At 48.4% G+C, this 20526-nt stretch carries 17 protein-coding genes; 11 read left to right on the forward strand and 6 right to left on the reverse strand.

Annotated features, from left to right (window positions below; genetic code table 11):
* Positions 1–30: 30 nt before the first annotated feature.
* Positions 31–1869, forward strand: coding sequence for an ABC transporter ATP-binding protein (locus tag EXU85_RS06495; RefSeq protein WP_142771294.1), 1839 nt, complete (start codon positions 31–33; stop codon positions 1867–1869).
* Here EXU85_RS06495 and EXU85_RS06500 read toward each other — a convergent pair whose 3' ends face one another.
* The 5 genes from EXU85_RS06500 to EXU85_RS06520 form a co-directional block, all read right to left on the reverse strand.
* Positions 1870–3111, reverse strand: a complete 1242-nt coding sequence (locus EXU85_RS06500) for a glycosyltransferase family 4 protein (protein ID WP_168207749.1) — start codon at positions 3109–3111, stop codon at positions 1870–1872.
* A gap of 179 nt (positions 3112–3290) precedes the next feature.
* Positions 3291–4610, reverse strand: coding sequence for a serine hydrolase (locus tag EXU85_RS06505; RefSeq protein ID WP_142771296.1), 1320 nt, complete (start codon positions 4608–4610; stop codon positions 3291–3293).
* Between the two features lie 136 nt (positions 4611–4746).
* A complete protein-coding gene (locus tag EXU85_RS06510) occupies positions 4747–6048 on the reverse strand; it encodes a serine hydrolase (protein ID WP_142771297.1) in 1302 nt (433 codons plus the stop codon).
* A 123-nt stretch (positions 6049–6171) separates the two neighbouring features.
* Positions 6172–6546 (reverse strand): DUF3037 domain-containing protein, encoded by a 375-nt coding sequence (locus EXU85_RS06515; protein ID WP_142771298.1) that lies wholly within the window; start codon positions 6544–6546, stop codon positions 6172–6174.
* Positions 6533–7330, reverse strand: a complete 798-nt coding sequence (locus EXU85_RS06520) for a HipA family kinase (RefSeq protein WP_142771299.1) — start codon at positions 7328–7330, stop codon at positions 6533–6535. The genes EXU85_RS06515 and EXU85_RS06520 overlap by 14 nt, the downstream gene beginning before the upstream one ends.
* A gap of 128 nt (positions 7331–7458) precedes the next feature.
* On the opposite strand from EXU85_RS06520, the gene EXU85_RS35275 reads away from it, so the two are divergent.
* The 6 genes from EXU85_RS35275 (at position 7459) to EXU85_RS06545 (ending at position 13373) form a co-directional block, all read left to right on the forward strand.
* Complete coding sequence (locus EXU85_RS35275; RefSeq protein WP_168207750.1) at positions 7459–7599, forward strand: hypothetical protein; 141 nt, start codon at positions 7459–7461, stop codon at positions 7597–7599.
* A 34-nt stretch (positions 7600–7633) separates the two neighbouring features.
* A complete protein-coding gene (locus tag EXU85_RS06525) occupies positions 7634–8269 on the forward strand; it encodes a hypothetical protein (protein WP_168207751.1) in 636 nt (211 codons plus the stop codon).
* Positions 8270–8622: 353 nt separating this feature from the next.
* Positions 8623–10566, forward strand: a complete 1944-nt coding sequence (locus EXU85_RS06530; protein ID WP_142771301.1) for a histidinol-phosphatase — start codon at positions 8623–8625, stop codon at positions 10564–10566.
* A gap of 81 nt (positions 10567–10647) precedes the next feature.
* Entirely contained in the window at positions 10648–11493 is an 846-nt protein-coding gene (locus EXU85_RS06535) for a helix-turn-helix domain-containing protein (RefSeq protein WP_142771302.1), read from the forward strand.
* Between the two features lie 60 nt (positions 11494–11553).
* Complete coding sequence (locus tag EXU85_RS06540; RefSeq protein WP_142771303.1) at positions 11554–12117, forward strand: cupin domain-containing protein; 564 nt, start codon at positions 11554–11556, stop codon at positions 12115–12117.
* Between the two features lie 143 nt (positions 12118–12260).
* Positions 12261–13373 (forward strand): serine hydrolase, encoded by a 1113-nt coding sequence (locus EXU85_RS06545; RefSeq protein ID WP_142771304.1) that lies wholly within the window; start codon positions 12261–12263, stop codon positions 13371–13373.
* A gap of 63 nt (positions 13374–13436) precedes the next feature.
* Here EXU85_RS06545 and EXU85_RS06550 read toward each other — a convergent pair whose 3' ends face one another.
* Positions 13437–14120, reverse strand: a complete 684-nt coding sequence (locus EXU85_RS06550; RefSeq protein ID WP_142771305.1) for a GNAT family N-acetyltransferase — start codon at positions 14118–14120, stop codon at positions 13437–13439.
* A 378-nt stretch (positions 14121–14498) separates the two neighbouring features.
* Between EXU85_RS06550 and EXU85_RS35615 the strand changes: the two genes are divergently transcribed.
* The 4 genes from EXU85_RS35615 (at position 14499) to EXU85_RS06570 (ending at position 20521) form a co-directional block, all read left to right on the forward strand.
* Positions 14499–15059 carry a DUF6252 family protein gene (locus tag EXU85_RS35615; protein ID WP_210422448.1) on the forward strand — a complete coding sequence of 187 codons (561 nt, stop codon included), beginning with the start codon at positions 14499–14501 and terminating at the stop codon, positions 15057–15059.
* A 139-nt stretch (positions 15060–15198) separates the two neighbouring features.
* Positions 15199–15549, forward strand: coding sequence for an MmcQ/YjbR family DNA-binding protein (locus tag EXU85_RS06560; protein WP_142771306.1), 351 nt, complete (start codon positions 15199–15201; stop codon positions 15547–15549).
* 217 nt (positions 15550–15766) lie between these two features.
* The gene (locus tag EXU85_RS06565) at positions 15767–18949 is read left to right on the forward strand and encodes a SusC/RagA family TonB-linked outer membrane protein (RefSeq protein WP_142771307.1); all 3183 of its coding nucleotides are present in this window, start codon (positions 15767–15769) and stop codon (positions 18947–18949) included.
* 18 nt (positions 18950–18967) lie between these two features.
* The gene (locus EXU85_RS06570; RefSeq protein WP_142771308.1) at positions 18968–20521 is read left to right on the forward strand and encodes a SusD/RagB family nutrient-binding outer membrane lipoprotein; all 1554 of its coding nucleotides are present in this window, start codon (positions 18968–18970) and stop codon (positions 20519–20521) included.
* The last annotated feature ends 5 nt before the right edge of the window (positions 20522–20526 follow it).

The following is a 20526-nucleotide window of genomic DNA, read 5'->3' on the forward strand; positions in this document are numbered from 1 at the left end:
AAGCCATAGAATCAATAGTAAATACAACGAATGAAGATATATAAACGGCTGATGGCGTATGCCAAGCCTTATGGAAAGTTTGTAATTCCCTTTTTTGGCTTCACGCTCATAGCGGTGTTTTTCAACGTATTTCAGTTTGCGCTGATCATCCCGCTCCTTAATTTCCTCTTTGACCCACTCAACACGGCCGATGCCGCTAAATACGCGTCGGTACCCGAATTTCAACTGTCGCCAGCGTATTTTAAGGATCTGTTTTACCATCAGATCTATCAGTTCAAAACAACAAAGCCCATTTACGCGCTCTATTTTCTGGCGGGTATGATTGTGGTGGCGGTCATCCTGACCAATTTTTTTCGATTTCTGGCGCAGCAATGCTTACTCAACGCCAGAACCTTGCTGGTGAAACGACTCCGGGAAGCCCTCTTTGAAAAAATCAACTACCTGCATCTGGGTTATTTCACCAAAGAGCACAAAGGCGATCTGCTCTCCCGGCTCAATGGCGATGTGTATGCCATTGAAAGCGTGGCGGGCAGCTCTATTGAAATTGTGTTCAAAGAGCCCTATCTGTTGATCGGGTACTTTGTAGCGTTGTTCACGATCTCGGTTAAGCTTACACTCTTTACGCTCGTTATTATCCCCATTTCGGCGGTTGGGATTGCAGCTGTGACCAAAAAGTTGAAAAAGGAAGCTCAGGATGTACAATCATCCATGGGTCGGATGCTGACCATCATGGATGAAACCCTGCTCGGAATGCGGATTCTGCGGTCGTTCAACGCCACCGATTTTGTCCTGAAGCGTTTCAGCCGCGAAAACGATTTTTACCGACAGGCAAGCCTGGAAGGTTTTAAACGACGGGAGCTAGCCCCCGCTTTCTCCGAAGCATCAGGTGTATTTGTGGTCGCCTGTATTCTGGTATACGGGGGGGGGTTGGTGTTAAACAGCCAGAGCAATTTGCAGGCGGGTTCGTTTATCGCCTTCATTGCCATTTTCTCGCAGGTAATTCGGCCAGCGAAAGCAATTGTTGTGGCGCTGACCAATATTCAGCAGGGGCAGGCTGCGGGTGAGCGTATTCTTGAACTGCTGGACAAACCCATCGAGATACAAGATAAACCGAACGCCAGGGGGCTGGATGGGTTCCGGCAGGACATCGTTTTTGAAAACGTCAGCTTCCAGTATGGCGACAAACCCGTTCTGAGAAATATCAATTTCAGAATCGCTAAAGGCCGGAAAATTGCGTTAGTGGGGCCGTCTGGCGTAGGCAAATCCACCATTGCCGACCTGATTCCCCGATTTTATGAAGTTACAACGGGACGTGTCACCATAGACGGCGTTGATGTGCGGGACTATACGATGGAATCGTTGCGGCAACAGATGAGTTTTGTAACCCAGGAGATCATTCTGTTCCACGATACGATCTTCAATAACATCGCATTGGGCAAGCCGGATGCCAGTGTGGAGGACGTTATTGAAGCGGCCAAAGTTGCCAATGCGCACAACTTTATTATGGAGACCGAAGACGGCTACAACACCATTATTGGCGACAGAGGGATTCGCCTGAGTGGTGGTCAGCGTCAACGGTTGAGCATTGCCCGAGCGGTGTTTAAAAAGCCTTCGATTCTGATTCTGGATGAGGCCACGTCTGCGCTGGATATCGAATCAGAAAAATCGGTTCAGGATGCGCTCAATAACCTGATGGAAGGCCGCACAACGCTGGTCATCGCCCATCGACTCAGCACAATTAAAGAGGCCGATGAGATTCTGATTATGGAAGGTGGCGAAATTATAGAACGGGGCAATCACTACGAATTGCTCAACAGCCAGAACAGCGTCTATAAACGTCTGAACCGCATGCAGGAGTTGGTGAGTTAGTTAGGGGTTGCCCGATACATAATTAACGGCTTTGGCAAATCGGGTTAATACCTTGTCCCACGTGTAATTCTGCTTGACGTAGGTGCGTCCGTTTTCGCCCATAGTAGCTGTATCCTGCGATAACAGTTGCTGAACAGCGTTCTCGAAGCTGGGATAGTCGGTGAATAACAAACCGCCCTGGCTGCTAGTGATGTGATCCTTCAGTACTTCGCACTGTTCATTGGCAAGCACGGGAATGCCATAGGCAAAACTTTCCAGCGTAACCATCGACAGACTTTCGTATTGGGAAGGAATGATCAGGGCTTTGGCTCCTTTTAACAGGGAAACTTTCACATCTTCATCCACAAAGCCTGCGGGGAGGATATCGGCATGATCGGGAATGGGCATAAACGCCTGGCCTACCAATACGAGTTTCAGCGGGGAGGGATGGGTTTCTTTGTATTGGATAAAGTAGTCGAACAGCATATCACAACATTTCGCCTTGTCAATTCGGCCAATGTATATCACGTACGGGGCATCTGTATGCAGTAGGGTAGCCACTGGAGTAGGGGAAACTACGTCAGTCGTTTCGATGCCGATACCGAGAACATCGTTGTAAATAGCTTCATTGTGAAACTGTTTATGAACGAAGCGTTTTTCGGCGGGCGTGAGGAATAGGATCGCTTTCGGCTTATGAAATACGGCTGGGAATACCGGTAGGTAAATGGGTAGTTCGTCGTGCGCCGTTGGTATGAAAATCGACTTTTTAGGGGCGATGTTCAACCCGGCAATGGTAGGGTAGTATAGATAAGTAATGAAGATCAGGGCATCATACTGCCGATGGTTATGCTTCAGATACGTAATCAGGTCGGGTGTATAAGGCCCCTGGTGTTGCGCCCACCGTAAACCGAAGCGTCGAACCGTCTTGCCTACCAGCGCGCGGCCCCACATTTTCAAAAAGCCGAACCCCTGCCATTCCTCGGGTCGCGACCATTTTTTGAGTTTACGCTCCGTTTCGTACTGCAAATGATCTTTCGCCTGTCGTTCGTACTCCGTGGCAAACCGGTGTACCCGAACCCCGTTTATCGTTGTTGTGTCGGCCGGATAATAGTTGGCCCAGGTAATGTATTCCAGCGCGCAACTGGTCAGTACGTCTACGTCGTAGGTTCCAACCAGCCGTTCGGCCAGTATGCGGCAGAGATACTCGGCTCCGCCATTCACTTCTACTCCATATCGCTGAACGATAAAGGCTATTTTTTTCATGTAAAAGCAGGGCCAGTAACGCATTTTTACGTGCCTTACTGGCTGTTAATGATTGTACAAACAAGGAGTTTTGTCGTCAACTCCCCATTTCTACTTCATTAACCTGCATTGACGGGGTCGTGTTTGGCCGCATCCGCATCAACTGGAACATTTTGGCCGGTTGTTACTCTTACAGCAAGCTAATTGTCCAGTGCCTGATAGACCAATACATCGAACTTTTTGTCAAGCTCACCACCGTAGGTAGTACCCCACATTTGTTTCATCAGTACCACGCTGATTTTCTCTTTAGGGTCGGCAAAGTAGTGCGTACTGAAAGCACCACCCCACGAAAACGTACCGATACTATTGAGGTCTTTTGCGTGTCCCTTGTCATTGATGACCTCGAAACCCAGACTGAAATAGCTACCGGGATCGGGAAATAAGGTGCCGGTTTGGTTGCTGTTCGTGAATAGCTCAACGCCTTTGCGGCTCAATAACCGTTTCCCGTTATAAACGCCATCATTGAGCAGCATTTGCAGGAAAATAGCGTAGTCATAGGCTGTGCTGGATAAACCGCCACCGCCAGAATAGTATGTTTTTGCGCCCATGATCGGGAAATCGGGATCGACGGGTAGCGTTTTAATGCTGGCCGTTTTTATCAGTTTTTTCTCTTTGTCTTCCGAATACAGCGCCACCAGACGATCTTTTTTCGCATCGGGTAAATAGAAATACGTGTCCTTCATGCCCAGTGGCTCAAAAATTCGTTTCTGAAAAAACTCCGCCAGCGTTTGTCCCGACACCACTTCGACCAGATAGCCCAGCACATCGATACTCAGGCCATAGGTCCATTTTTCGCCGGGCTGGTGGTTGAGTGGTTGCTTGGCGAGTTTCTTGACCATATCGCCCAGTTTGAGATTATCGGTAACGAAGGCATCAGGAATACCACCAGCTTTCGTGTAAATAGCCCGCATGCGAGGGTCGCTGGCAATAACATTGTAGTTGAGTCCCGACATATGCGAAAGCAAGTGCCGAACGGTAATTTCCCGCTTGGCCGGAATGGTCGTATAGGTACTGTCTTTCTCGTTGAATTTGTCGAGGACTACGGGTTTGGCAAATTCAGGAATGTATTTGCTGATGGGATCATCGAGCATGATTTTGCCTTCTTCGTGAAGCATCATTACCACCAGTGACGTAATGGCTTTAGTCATGGAAGCAATCCGGAAAATGGCATCCTTCGCCATCGGTTTGTTCGTTTCCAGATCCGATTTGCCAAACGATTTGTGGTACACGATTTTGCCGTCCTTCACCACAATAGCCGCCACACCTGGGAAAGCGCCTTTATCGATATACGACTGAATAAGTCCGTCGATCCGGTTGAGTCGTTCGGGATAAAATCCGGCTGATTCAGGAGAAGCAACCGTTAAGAGCTGAGGATTTTGTTTGGTGCCGGTTTGCGCATGGAGGGAGATGGCTGTGAGCGCAATCAGCACCATTGCTCGGAATGTAGTTTTTAGGGTCATGGAGTTTATGAATTAAGGGCACTAACATTTAGGAATAAATTTAACCACAGAGGCACAGAGAACACAGGGTTAAAAAATTACTTATTTAAATCTCCGTGTTCTCTGTGCCTCTGTGGTTAATAATGGTGTTTGGTATTCAATTGTCAACGTCTTTAACAACCGGCCTCGCATCATTGACGCGCTTCTCGTAGGGTATCCGAAACACTTCCAAATTTGGAGCATATTGACGTTTTCGTTTCAACTCATATTGATGGATCGTTTGGCCTAACTGGTACAAAAATGGGTGGCCTACGCTCTCAAACTCATACTTGTCGTCGTTCAGGATACCATCGCTATTGACGTAGAGGGTGGCTGTTAGCATGTACTCCACCTTGTTTTTGAAATCGACAACGTAGGATGCATCCGTAAGAAAACCATACGCCCAGCCTACTTTATTAAACACCCGTATGGTCGATGGCATCTGATGATGCAGACTGTCCATAAAGAAGAATTTTACGTAACTGTCGTAGTACTGTTTGGCGTCGTATTTCGGGTAATTGGTTTCGCTGGGGTACTGCGAGAGGTATTGGTACAAAAAGCGGTAGTCGTCCTTCGTCAGATTGAACCGTTGCTTGGCTGGCACTGAATGGGGGAACATGACCGACTGAAGTATTTGCTGAAAGGCTTCGAGTGGGAATTTATTGCGTTCGGTGAAATCAAAGGGCTGATGTACCAGGCTGTCTCTCAGGTAATAACCCCTGCCCAGTTTGGCGACGCGCCGGAAATCAAAAGGATCTTCATTGTAAGCCGCCGGTTGGGCATAAATCAGTTTTCCATCGTCCTGAATGAATCGAACGGGGTTTGTATGCCGGTTTTCATTGTTAGTCATGCGTACAAATCGGTGGGTAATTCGCGTATCCAGATAACCCTTAGCATGCAATGAGCGGTTGATTTCACGCTGGCCCACAAACTCATACATGCGGCTGTACGGGTCATTCTCACTCACCAGAAAGGCTTTTCTAATTAGATGAGCAATCGATGGATAACCAGTCTGCGCTGTCTTGTCGGTCCATTCCCTGGTTTGTTTGCTATACGCACTGTCGAACTGCATGGACGTGAATTTAGTCACGTTGGGTTTGTTCAATTGATTGAGTTTTTCCAGCGACAACAACGCCAATGGCAGCTTCACCGTAGAGGCCGGATTGAAATACTCGGTACTATCGACATGGAAATAATAATTCGTGAACGAGGGCTTATTGGCCTTATCCCGGTTGATCTGCGTGTAGATGATTTGCAGCCGGTACGTTTCCGGATGCTTGATCACTTCCTGGAAAATTGGGCTCCTGTTCGCCGAAAATAAGTTTGTCAGGAACGCATCCGTTCGAGCCTGACCAAAGCCGGATATGACAAGGGTACACAGAATGAAGATTCCAGGGAGACGTTTTTTGACAGATTGCATAACCGCCAAGAGAATTTTAAGGTTATTTATAATTCAGTTTTTGTCATTCCGACCGTAGGGAGGAATCTTAAGCTCCTCATTAGTCAAGCTTAAGATTCCTCCCTACGGTCGGAATGACAAAAATCACAGAACCAACTGCGTAAACAACCGCGTGAGTGTTTCGCCCGCATCGACGCATAAGCCGGGATGAACCGGTGATGTTTGCACCACTGTACTGCGCGTTGCGGTGAGCCAGCGGAACCGCTCGGCTATCGGGAGTTTGCCAATGGTTCCACCCTGTGCGCGACCTGCACATATTCGCTCAAAAGCACCCAGCCGATCGGCCAGTTCCTGCATGTCCAGCTCCGATGAAAATGCGTGAAGACGATGTTCATTTAACGCAAATTTCGTTTGCAGGAAGCCCTGCGAACGACAATATACAATGACGCCGACGTTCAGAAATTCTTCCCGATCAACGCGCGGCATAACCCGAATGACGGCGTACTCAAACAAGTGCATTTTTGGCCTCTTTAGCTGCGTTGACGAAAATTTCTGATGCGGCCAGCCGATCGACTAAAAACCGGGTATACACCTCGCGCTGTTCGGAAGCTGACTCTGCAACCCCGTTGTTCGCCAACCATTCATCGGGCACTAACGACACAATGTTCTGAATATGATCGGCCGTAAGTAGTTGATGAAACTCAGCATCAACCGCGTCGAGTTCGGTTGCCTGAGGCAGCAACACGTGGTCTTTGATCTGCGCAAATGGTCGTCGACTTTGTTCGGGCCAGGTGGGGCCGGTATGGTGTACATAGAGCGACGCACCATGATCGATCAGCCATAATTCTTTATGCCACATCAGCATATTTGTATTTCGAACAGTGCGATCTACGTTCATCACGAACGCATCCAGCCACACAATCTTGGAGGCTAACTGAGCATCGACATGATTCAGAATGGGATCGAATGTGATAGAGCCGGATAAGTAATGAAGGCCAAGATTAAGCCCCTCACTAGCCCGCAGTAAATCCTGAATTTCTTCGTCGGGCTCAGTTCTGCCGAAGGCCTCATCGAGGTTGATAAACACGATTTCGGGTATACGCAGGCCAAGCGCCCTGGCTAGTTCACCCGCAACGAGTTCGGCAATCAGGGCTTTGGAGCCCTGCCCGGCTCCCCGAAATTTCAGCACGTACAAGAACTCATCGTCGGCTTCGACAAGAGCGGGTAAAGAACCGCCTTCACGCAACGGCTTGGCGTAGCGGATTACGTTGACGGTTCGGAGGTCAGGTTGAGTATAGGACACAAGGCGCGATTCGAAATGTTCTGTAGAATAGCGGAGGCAAATCTACCATCCTGGAAATTTAGGGCTAATTTTCAAAAGAGAGCACTTTCCTGTTTAGATACTGCGACTCATAATCGGTTTCGGTGCTAATGGAATGGCGTTTTTTGCTTAGTACTAACCCATTTCTACCCGTTGCCAAGTCCGCCAGGCTGGCCAATTTCAGCGCCTGTACATTTGCCATCGTCAATCAGTTAGTACTGCCGTTCTACGTGTATGCCGGCGGCATCTAACGGGTAATTTTAAACTCAAAATACGATGAACCCAATGAATTTGTCTTCTATAAACTCAATCAAACCTTATCATGATGCAGGCCTGAATAAACTGTACGGGCTTCTTTTTTGCGACAGTACAGATTTATACAAATCAGCAACGCAGCCAACGGGCTATCCCTGGGATACATTGCTTGCCGAAAACCCGGATCTCGGTATAGTACAGGCTATTTCGGTCGACGAAACGCTGGAAACAAGGCCGCAGATACTGGCGTATAATTTGCTTTTAGCCAAAGGATTTCATGTACACGCTAAAGAACTGCTAGGTGTCATTATTGAGGTTGCGGTCGGTGATGGACTCGACGTCCTGGCTGCCTTTAAAGACGGAACCTGTCGGTACATTAATCACACCGAAAAGATGCTTGTCTGGGATACACAGACTGATAAATCCAACCAGTTAGTTAGCCAGCTCTTCGCCAGCAGTATGACGGTTGTGCATCGAATTGGCCCCTGGGATCAAGGGCGAACCTCATTTCCAACGGCGGGTATGATCAAGCTGACATTCCTGGTTTCGGATGGACTTTATTTTGGACTGGGCCCATTTGATGCTTTACAACGTGACCCAATGGCTGGCCCCGTTATTCAATCAGCCGTTCAGCTAATGACCTATCTGGTCGATCAGGCTATATGACCAGCGCTTCAGCAAACTGGATTCTATTGATTCTAAGGAGTTTCGCCGTTCTATGCGTTCTCGCTCGGCTACGCCGAGTGAGGATTATTAGTTCAAGGGCCTCTGGCCCGTTTCTGAACTTAATACGACATTCACCGGCCAGAGGCCGTTTAAAAAATAGCCCTCACTCGGCGTAGCCAAGCGAGAACGCGGGAACGTGAGCGAGTCTAATTCGTTTGCGAAGGATGGGATTTCGTACGCCATATTTCCGAAATGTGGCATTCGAAATCCCATCCTTCGCAAACAGTTAATGAGCTGGAATCGGTATTTTTAGGGCTCTGTTTACTTCTGAGTAAAATGACCCACCTGGCTCAATGAAAAAAAACGTTTGCTTCAGTCTGTTATTTATTTGCCTTCTTTCTTCTCTAACGCAAGCTCAAAACTGGTACAAAGGGAACCTTCACACGCACTCGCTCTGGAGCGATGGCGACGACTATCCTGAAATGATCATGGATTGGTACAAGGCGAATGACTACCAATTTGTGGGCTTATCGGATCATAATATTTTACAGGATGTTGATAAGTGGGTCAATGTGCCTCGGCAGCAAGATCGGCGACGAACGTTTGACCGCTACCTGCGCACCTTTGGCCCCGATTGGGTTGTGTATCAAAAAGGGGCCAATGATTCGCTGAAAGTCCGGCTTAAAAAACTGGACGAATACCGCAATTACTTTGAAGAACCCGGTAAGTTCTTGATCCTCAAAAACGAAGAACTCTCGACGGGCTATCAGGGCAAACCGATTCATATCAATGTAACGAATGTAAAGAATCTCATTCGGCCATTACCCGGCAATAGCGTTGCCGATGTGATGCAGAACAATATTGATCAGGTGATTGCTCAACGACGGTTGACAGGCCAACCGATGTTCTCGCACATCAATCACCCCAATTTTTATTATGCCGTTAAAGCCGAGGACCTGATGCAGCTTCGGCATGAGCGTTTTTTTGAAGTCTTTAACGGCCATCATCTGGTGAATAACTACGGCGATAGCACCCACGAAGGCACGGAGTCGATGTGGGATAAAATCAACCTTCATTTCCTGCAACAGGGCCGCCCGCTGATGTACGGACTGGGTACCGACGATAGCCACAATTATTACTTTTTCGGGCCTACGTTTGCCAATTCAGGACGAAGCTGGGTGATGGTCAATGCGCCCGTATTGACACCCAAAGCCCTCATTGAAGCTATGGAAGCTGGGCGTTTTTACACGAGTTCGGGCGTTACGCTGAAGCAATTGCCCCAATTTGGAAAGACGCTTACCGTACGGGTAAAAACCGAGCCAGACGTAACCTACCGCATTCAGTTTTTTGGTGTTCGAAAAGGGAGTCAACAGGCTGAATTATTGCGTGAAGTAGCTGATTCTGCGGCTATCTACACGCTAACGGATGATGTTTTACTGGTTCGGGCTAAGGTTACATCGACTAAACCAAAGTACAATCCATTTATGCCCGGCGACGTAGAAACAGCCTGGACACAACCCATTGCGCAATCGCTGGTGCCACAGCCCCTCTCTGGTATCGTTGCGCTACCCAATGCGCATGCCCATAACGATTATGAGCAATCGAGGCCACTCTGGGATGCGCTGGATAATGGGTTCGCGAGTGTCGAAGCGGATGTCCATCTCATTGACGATACCTTATATGTGGCCCATGATCGGCCTACGTTCAAAAATCCGGCATCGACGCTCGAAAATCTGTACCTCAAACCGCTGGCAGAGCGAATTCGTCAGAATGGTGGGCAGCCGTTGGCTAGTTACAAGGGACCTTTTTATCTGATGATCGATGCCAAAACAAATGCAGATAGTACTTATAAGGCCTTAGACAAGGTTTTGCAGCGCTATCGCTCGATCTTAACAATCGGAAACAAAACTAAAAATCAGGCGGGTATCGTTACGGTCGTTCTGTCGGGCAATCGGCCGATACAAACCCTGGTCAATGCCAAATCAAGATTGCTTTCGGTTGATGGTCGCCCGGCCGATTTAGGGAAGGGATATAACTCGGCAGTAATGGCACTCATTAGTGATTCGTATCCGAACCAGTTAAGCTGGCGAGGAAAAGGCGATATGCCTGCCGATGAATTCCAGAGGCTGCGCCAACTGGTTGAGCGGGTGCATAAAGAAGGCAAAAAACTGAGACTATGGGCAAGTCCCGAAGACCCGGCTGTTTGGGCGAAACTGCGCGAAGCGGGTGTCGATTTTATTAGTACTGACCAACTCGTGCTGGCGAGGGATTTTCTGTTGAAAGCAACCGCTAAATAAGCGGCATGGCTATTGCGTGCCTGTAAGTTGGCAGTAGTGTGTATATTGATGGGTTAATCATCTGGAAAAGAGGATTTTGCCATGGTTTACCAAATCATACAACCGCATCCAGCCTTAAAGCCGTTTGTGAAAGAGTATATGCTCATTCACTTCAATTTTAGTGGGCTATCGGGCGAGCGACCTTCCAAACTTCTGGAAGCCCGCGCGGAGCAAAGCATCATTCTGTATCCAAGCGGAGTGTTCACCAAGGTAAATTCAGTTTTAAACAAGCAATTAGTTATTCCGCCTACCATTGTTCAGGGTCAATTGTTGACCAACTGGTATCACCATTATCCGGAAGATTTTAAACTGGTCAAGATTATTTTTCAACCGGGTGGACTATTTCATCTGCTAGGGCATGCCCCCACGACTTACTTTACTGATTCCGTAACGGATGCCGAAAGCGTACTCGGCAAGGAAATCAGCGAGATTATTCAACAGCTAATGAATACGGAGCAATACGCGCCCATGATTCAATTGGTCGATACGTATTTGCTCGCCAAGTTTCGTAAACTGAAGCTACGGCTAGAGCCTATTGATCGTGTAAATGTGCTGCTTCAAGCTGGGAGCCCAACGTTCACATTAGACTATCTGGCCAACCAATCCTGCCTGAGTTATCGCCAGTTTGAGCGGAAATTCAAGGAGCGGAATGGGGTCAGCCCTAAGCTATTTGTTCGAATAGCCCGCTTTAATAGAGCGTATACCATAAAAGAAGTCCATCCAGAAAAAGACTGGCTCGATATCGCTATTACCTGTGGTTATTCAGATTACCAGCATATGGTCAAAGACTTCAAGCAGTTTGCTGGAGTTACTCCCGTTGCTATGGTACACGTAGAGGCAACCTCTCCCGAAAAAATGCTGGGCTTACATAAAGATGTCGTTTTTTGACCATTGAGGCCCAATGCCCTGTGGTAGTTTTGGTGCTGTAACGCTAACCAACAGCAGTAGATGGAAAATCAATCACGTCGTTCAGCACTCAAGGCCATGTCAGCAGTCGCAATCGGTACAACGCTTCCGCACGACCAGGAAGATAATTCAGGAGGTGGAACACAGGAAAAACCCTTCGTTATTCGGGAGGCAGCAGGTCGTTTCGATGAGCTTTACCACATTATGGGTTTTGTGTTATCGCTGAAAGTGTCGGGAAAGGACACCAACGAACAATTATCCATGTATTTCGGGACCTACAAAAAAAACGACGGCCCACCGCTGCACGTCCACTACAAACAGGATGAACAATTCTACATTGTTGAGGGCGAAATTCTGTTTCAGGTAGGGGCGGAGCGATACACGCTTAAATCGGGCGATACCATCTATCTGCCCAGGAATGTCCCACATACCTTTCTTGTACTAAGCGAAACTGCCAGGCTATTTTTTCAAATAAATCCGAGCGGAAAAACCGAAGCCTTTTTCAAAAAACTATCGGAACTTGGCCCAACGGCTTCGATGGATGAGGTTCAGAAACTTCACCTCGCGCATGATCTGAGTATCGTAGGACCAACGTTGAAAGTGTAATGTCATTGAAATGGGAATAGAGTCTTTTGGCAAAAGCCTTTGGTAAGTGATGTCAAATCATTTACTAAAGGCTTTTTCTGTAGGCAATTGGCAAATTAATCCCGGATGCGTCTTAATTTGGGAACAGATACAACCTCTTCTACATGAAAGCCAACTCAGTTACCAGTTTATTCATTCTCACGCTGCTATTGAATTCCTTTGCCCAGGCCCAGACCAATTCGCCCGCTTTAGTAGATAAAGAGTTAACGACTCTCTTTGCCAGCATACCCGACTTTAGCGGTGTCGTGCTCATTGCCGACAAGGGCAAACCGGTTTATGAAAAAGCATTCGGGTATAAAAATTTTGAGACCAAAGCGCCCATAACCACGTCGTCTATTTTCGAACTGGCGTCGGTGTCGAAACAGTTTACGGCCATGACCATCCTGATGCTGAAGCAGGAAGGTAAACTGGCTTACGATGATCTGATTGAAAAATACATTCCGGGCTTGCCCTATCCAGGAATTACCATCCGCCACTTGCTCAACCACACATCGGGTTTGCCCGATTATCAGGATGTAATGGATAAGCATTGGGACAAGAGCAAGGTGGCAAACAACGCCGATAACATTGCCTATTTGATTCAATATCACCCGGCTAAACTAGCCGAACCAGGAGCCAAATACCAGTATAGCAATACGGGCTATATGCTGCTGGCCAGTATTACTGAAAAAGCCAGTGGTCAGGACTTTATCGAGTTTTGCCGGGCTCGTATTTTCAAACCGGTTGGCATGACGCATACCGATATCCGCACCCGCGAGGCAAAGATCAAACTGCCCGACATGGCTTGGGGCTATATGTATGTACCTGACAAAAAGCGTTACGTGCGGGCCGATTCCTTTCCTGAATTCAATTATGCGATCTGGCTGGGCAACCGCAAAGGCCCCGGCCGAATCAGCTCCACCGCTGGCGATCTACTGAAATGGGATCGGGCGCTATACACGAATAAACTGGTGAGTCAGCAAACTTTACAGGAGGCCTTTACACCTGCCGAATTGAACGATGGCTCCTTAACGCATTATGGATTTGGGTGGGAGATAAAGCAGAACGATAAACTCGGCAAAGTAGTGTGGCACGACGGCGATAATCCCGGTTATAAAACCCAAATCATGCGCTATATCGATGTCGATAAAACCATTATTGTGCTTTGTAACAATGCCCACGAAAAGTTGCCAACTATTCTAAAGACACTAGAGGGATTGGTAGAGAATAGTAAATGATTTATTGACCACAGAGACACGGAGAACACAGAATTATTCTCCGTGTCTCTGTGGTCAATAAGCTTATCTGACTGATTGTAAAATATAAAAGTAAATCTCCTTCCGGGTTTCAAACCCCATTGCTTTATACACGTTGACCGCCCGAACATTATCGGACCGTACGTGAAGATAGGGCGTGCCAGCTGCGGCCTGAATCCGACAAAGTTGACGGATAATCAGATGCCGGGCGTAACCCCTGCTCAAATAATCCGGGTGGGTACAAACGGCACTGATCTCTGCAAATTCATACGCATGTAACCGCTGGCCAGCCATCGCAATGAGTTCTTCGCCCTCAAAAATTCCTTCGTAATGGCCAAAGTCAATGGTCTTGCTGGCAAAGGGGCCTGGGACTGTCAATTCGGTTAAAGCCAGCATTTGAGGGACGTGCTGTTCGGTTAATGAAATGACCGTCGGGCCGGTTGGTGATTGTTCGGCTGGTTTGGTATACACCATCTGGAAACCATCCAGCCGGTGTAGCACCTTCCAGGGATCAGCTATCGACAATAGCCTATCGCTGATTAGAACAATCGGCGTAGCAAAGGGTATTGTCTGATGCAACAATTCCAAATGAGCCTGTGTAGGTTCGGCTACTGCAGCAAACGGGGATACGTCGGGTGTAAAATATTTAGCTGTTTCCGTCCCATTCGCCAGGGCTTTGTTGCCAGATAGCAGGGCATACCAGGCGGGGTTATCCAGAATATGTTTCATCAAGTTGACGGGATCACAGATTGTGGTTATACGTACTAATTTAGTTAGGCAGAGTTAAGTCCGACTACGAAGCCGCTACGCGAGCGGACGGTTGAATGTAGATAAAAATTAGGGGCGAAGTTGTTCTCTGCTCTACGTTTAGGTAAGTTTCATTAAATGAACCTGCCAGTTCTAGGGTCATTTCTACCGCTTTTAAAGCTAGGCCCGCCTTCTGTATAGTCTTCCTGATAGCCCCTTTCCGACTGTATTAGTTTTGATTCGTCAACAGGGAAATAGACACAGAACGTTTTCTTTCCTCACCGGCTCAGGCGACTGAATCATCGTAAAACAGAATCTAACTTTTCTATTTTTAATCACACAATGATCACTCATTCAACCATGAAAACAGTACGTGTAGTAGCAATCCTGGCCATCTCTGGCCTGGTTGGTTTAAGTTCCTGCAGCAAAAAAAGCGATGATGTAGTACCGGTGCCAACCCAAACTACACCCACAACAACCACTACACCCACGACGACCACCGCAACAACAACGCCCGGCCAGTCAACCACGCAGACCACCTCTACATTGGGTTTCTATACAAAAATAGACGGTAAGGTGTTTCAGCCTGATTTAGTATATGCCCGAGTGGCAGCACCCGGTAACGAAGGTTACTACGCTATTTATGGGCTCGACAGCAAAACGAGCGATGTGGTCATGATTGCCTTGCCTTATTCGGCCCTGATTGGTACCCATCCATTAAGCTACGTTAATTTCGGCGCGCTTTCCCTTGGCGACGGTTCCGATTCCTTCTCCACACGTGTACAGCCTGGTGATGGCACCGTTACGATCACAAACATGACCACCACAACCGTTGAAGGTACGTTTTCCTTCACGGCCTATAGCGACAAAGGGGTGAAGCGTACAATCACCGAAGGTAAGTTTAGTGTACCCTTCAAATAGCCTCAAAATTGAGTACATATGACAACCGCCAGCTTTGTAAAGAGCTGGCGGTTTTTGTGTGATCACAGTACTATAAAGTTTTAATGACGCCCTAAAATGTTGTACATTAAGGACCTATTCGTAGTTGACACAACAAAGAATGATTAACCTGGACCTGATTAGACAAGTAGCCCTGTCTCTGCCCGAAACAACCGAACAGCCCCATTTCGAAAAACCTTCGTTTAAAGTAGGTAAAAAGATATTTGCTACCTACAATGGACCGCATAATCGGGTCTGTGTGAAGTTGTCTGAAATAGACCAGGACGTTTTTTCGACGTTTGATAGCTCGATTATTTATCCCGTTCCGAATAAGTGGGGAAAGCAGGGTTGGACACTCATCAACCTCGCTAATGTTCCTGAAGAGACACTGGTCGATGCCCTCACAATGGCCTACTGCGAAGTGGCCCCTAAAAAGCTAGCCATGATAGTCAAACAAAGTCGATATGAGTAAAAAAGGATAAGAGTAAATATACTTAGTATAACGAAGTGTCTGTATAAGTATATATGGGCACTTTGCTGCTTTTGTAACCTCCGTAAATTTAAATTTTAAGTTTTTTTAAGAACTATGTGTGTTATTATTAGAATTCTCATTAAAATTTCGGATTGACATGCTAAAACAGAATTATATTCTCTAAGATTACTCTTTCATTCTAACCTATTCTAAGACTATGTTAAAAAACGTACTTTATTGCGTTTTGTTGGTATTTGCCGTAACTGGGCCTCTTTGGGCGCAGGACAGGCAGATAACCGGCATTGTGCGTGATGAGCAGGATAAGTCTATCGCTGGTGTAAACGTGGTTATCAAAGGAACCTCGCGAGGAACAACAACGGATGCTGAAGGTGGATTTAAACTAACCGTACCCAGCGGAAGTGCTGTATTGACAATTTCATCGGTAGGCTATGTAGCAAAAGATGTTGCTATATCTGCTGGACAAGCTCAGATCACGGTATCACTAGTATCCGATGACCGGCTGCTGGGCGAGGTGGTGGTAACGGCCTTAGGGATCAAACGGGAAGCTAAAGCGCTGAGTTATGCTACGCAAAGCATTAAGCCCGCTCAGATCAATGAGGTTCGGGATGGTAACGTACTGAATACACTGCAAGGCAAGATTGCGGGTGCGTATATCACCCAGGGTTCGGGTGGACCCGGTACGGGATCACGGATTGTGTTGCGGGGTAACCGCTCTATTCAGGGGACAAACAACGCGCTGATCGTTGTGGATGGTGTGCCTATCAATAACAGCACATTCGGACAGGCAACCAGCGATTTTGGTAGTGTAGCCAATTCGGACGGTGCATCGAACGTCAATCCCGATGATATTGAGAACGTTACGGTGTTACGTGGTGCGTCGGCGGCTGCGTTATACGGTAGTCAGGCTGCCAATGGTGTAATCCTGATGACAACGAAACGCGGGAAAGCAGGACGCGTAGCGGTCGATATAAACTCGGGTGTTTCGATCGATAAGCCGTTTGCGTTGCCGATGGTACAGAACCAATATGGCCAGGGCGTTGGTGGCAAAATGGACCCAGCTGTTGGGGCTAGCTGGGGCGCGGCCATGACGGGCCAGTCGTATACAAACTACCTGGGCAAAACGGATACCTACTCGGCTCAACCCAACAACATCCGTGATTTCTTCCGCACGGCGGTAAGCTTCAATAATTCGATCGGTATTACGGGTGGTTCAGAGAAGTCGCAGACGTATCTGTCCTACACCAATAATGCATTACAGGGAACGGTGCCGGGCAATGATCTAATGCGCCACACGATCAACCTTCGCCTGTCGAATCAGATCAGCTCGAAGTTATCGACCGATGCCAAAATAACCTACATCAATCAGTCGGTGGTGAACAAGCCACGGACGGGTGAAGAAAACGCGCCGGTGATTGACCTGTATCAGATTCCGCGCAACGTTAGTCTGGCTACAGCTCAGAACTATGCCGCACCGAATGCCTTCAATATACAAACACCAACGGCCTGGCCATCGACCCTATCGTCGATCTACCAGAATCCGTACTGGATGACCAACCAAACGGCTATCAACCAGTATCGTGACCGGGTGATTGGCTTCGTTTCGGCAAGGTATCAATTGACTAACTTCCTGAGCATTCAGGGACGCGCCAACCTGGATAAGTACTTCGACAAAAACGAAGAAAGCTACTCACAGGGTACAATTTTATGGGCCAATCAGGCAGGTGGTAAGTTCGCCCGGAACAACATTGTTAATACCCAAAGCTGGTATGATCTGTTGATTGAAGGGAAAAACAGCCTTGGCAAAGACCTGACGCTTGATTATCAGGCCGGTGCCATCATTCAGGACATTCGTTACCAATCAACGAATGCAGTAGCAGACGGCCTGAACGTACCGAACCGGTTCAACCTGAACTTTGGTACGAACCTGAGCGTAACGGATGATTTTATTCGTAAGCAGACACAGTCGTTGTTCGGGCAGGCATCGCTGGCCTGGCGGGATGCTATTTTCGTGAACGCCAGCTTGCGTAATGACTGGTCGTCGACATTGCCCAAGCCCTATTCGTTCCAGTATCCATCGGTAGGCGCATCGGTCGTTCTATCGGATCTGTTGAAACTGACTGGGCCGCTATCGTTCCTGAAAATCAACGGTTCATATGCGCAGGTGGGTAATTCAGCCGACGCCTATCTTTTACAGACCAACTACTCGTATGCGCAGGGGGCCGGATCTGGCTTTATCAGCCGGGATGGTACACAGGCCATTGGCAATCTGAAGCCTGAGATTACGAAGAGTCTGGAAGTTGGGGTTGAAGCGCGCTTCTTTAGCAACCGTCTGGGTGCTACGGTTACGGCCTATAAAACGAACTCGATCAACCAGTTGCTAAAACTGGGCCTGGCCCCAGCATCTGGCTTTCAGGACCAATACATCAACGCGGGCGATATCCGTAACATGGGTCTCGAAGTGGTGATTAATGGAACCGCCATCAAAACGGATCAGTTTAGCTGGGATCTGACCCTGAACATGGGCCTGAACCGCAACAAAATCCTGAGCCTGTCGCCTGATATTAAAACGGCGTTTCTGTCGGGTGGCTATGGCCGGTCGGCATCACCGATTGTGGCAGAGGGCGGGTCGTACGGCGACATCGTATCCTATCGTTGGGCAAAAGATGCTGCTACCGGTCAATACCTGATTGGTTCACAGTCGAATAGCTCAACCGTTTCGGAAGCATCGGTTTCGTCGACAGGCTTGCCAGTTGCCACGAAAGAGCAGGAATTGATCGGAAACTTCAACCCAAAAATGCAATTGGGTTTTACAAACTCCTTTACCTACAAAGGCTTTTCGCTCCGCTTCCTGGTTGATGGCCGGTTTGGGGGCATTGCCGTTTCGGGTACCGAAATGAACCTGGCGTTTAGCGGTATTCCCGAAGTAACGGCTCAGAAGCGAGACGGTGGCTGGGTGCTGCCAGGCGTAACGGCTGGTGTTGCCGGTGCCGATGGTGTAACCTTGGTTGGTGCAGGCAAAACCAATTCAACGGCTATTTCGGCCGAGCAATTCTGGCAAACCGTATCGGGCAAGCGGTATGGCTGGGGCGAGTTCTTTGCCTATGATGCCACCAACGTTCGCCTGCGCGAAATATCGATTGGGTACGGTATTCCAGTGCCTTCGAATTTCTTCATCAAGTCGGCCCGGTTGTCGTTTGTAGCCCGCAACTTGTTCTGGATTTACCGGGGTAGTTCTATTCTGGATATTCCGGGCATCGGCAAACGCAAAATGTGGTTCGATCCCGACATGAACCTAACCAATGGTAATTTCCAGGGCGTTGAATACGGTACGCTACCATCGAATCGGAGCATCGGTTTGAATCTGAAACTTTCTTTTTAATTCGAAACTATCGTCATTATGACATCCTATAAAAAGCTATTGCGACAAACGCTCGTGGCGGCAAGCCTATCGGCTCCGTTGTTCTGGGCTGTTGGCTGCACGAAGAATTTCGACGAGATCAACACCAACCAAACCAAGATATCGGTTATTGGTGCGGGCGAAATTCCTTACTTATTCTCGAAAGCGCAATCGGCGGCAACGCTCCCCGGTGGCAACTATCAGGTTGGTCAAAACCTCTTTTCTGACCAGTACGCCCAGTATTTTGCCTGTGTGGCTACGTATTTCCCATCCGATCGGTTTGTGATTCGGATGGATTGGCTGGGTGGCCCCTGGACGGCTCAATACACACAGGTTGTGCCCCAGTTGAAAACCATCCTGACCAGCACAGACGCCGGTTCGGCGGAGAATGCGCTGGCAAACATCTGGTGGGTGTATTCGTTTCACCGCTGGACGGATTATGTTGGCCCAATCCCGTACTTCAAAGCAGGTGAACCGGCTACGTCGGTTGCCTACGATGCACAGGATAAAATCTACGATGATTTCTTCAAGAAATTAGCGGCTGCTACGACCATATTGAAAGCCAAAACGGCTGAAAAACCATATGGCTCATTCGACTTGATTTATGGTGGCGACGTGAACAAATGGATCAAGTTTGCCAACACGCTCCGGCTCCGGCTGGCGTTGCGGATCTCCAAAGTTGATCCGGCCCGTGCAAAAACCGAAGCAGAAGCAGCGGTGGCCGGTGGCGTACTAACAACCAGCCCCGACGATGATGCACTGGTAGCCCGTAGCACCAAAGGTGGCGACAACAATGGTCTGGCTATCATGTCGGACTGGAACGAGTTTCGGATGAGTGCGGCAATGGAATCAGTACTGAAAGGCTACGACGATCCACGCCTGCCTACTTATTTCCTGCCTGCGGTAAAAACCAATACCTATGAAGGCTTGCGCAACGGTCTGGCTACAACCCAGTTAACTGATCCTGTTAATACGGCTGATGCCAATTCGCACGTAGGTCAACGCTGGACATCGACTGGTCTGGGTACGGCTCAGAACGTAATGGCCACCGCCGAGGCTTATTTTCTGATGGCCGAGGGCGCATTGAATGGCTGGAGCATGGGCGGAACGGCGAAAGATTTCTATAACAAAGGCATCGCCATGTCCTTGACCCAGTGGGGTGTTACCAGCGCTGCGGCCATTAGTGCTTATCAAACCAGCACGAAAACGCCCGTGGCTCCGAACGACTTCCTGAAATCGGCACCGTTGAGCAATATTCCAGTTGCCTGGGGTAGCACCGAAGCCATTCAGCGGGAGCAAATCGGTACGCAGAAATGGCTGGCTATTTTCCCGGATGGTTTCGAAGGCTGGGCTGAATACCGCCGGACCCGCTTTCCGAAACTGTACCCCGTCGTGAACTCCGATAACCCAGATATTCCAGCGGGTGGTGTTCTCCGCCGGATTCCGATCCTGCTTGTCGAGCAGCAAACGAACGCTGTCGAAGCTAAGAAAGCCGAATCGCTGATCGGTGGTCCCGACAAAGTGACTACGCCGTTGTGGTGGGATAAGAATTAATTTTT

The sequence above is a fragment of the Spirosoma sp. KCTC 42546 genome (genome assembly GCF_006965485.1).
Taxonomy (GTDB): Bacteria; Bacteroidota; Bacteroidia; order Cytophagales; family Spirosomataceae; genus Spirosoma.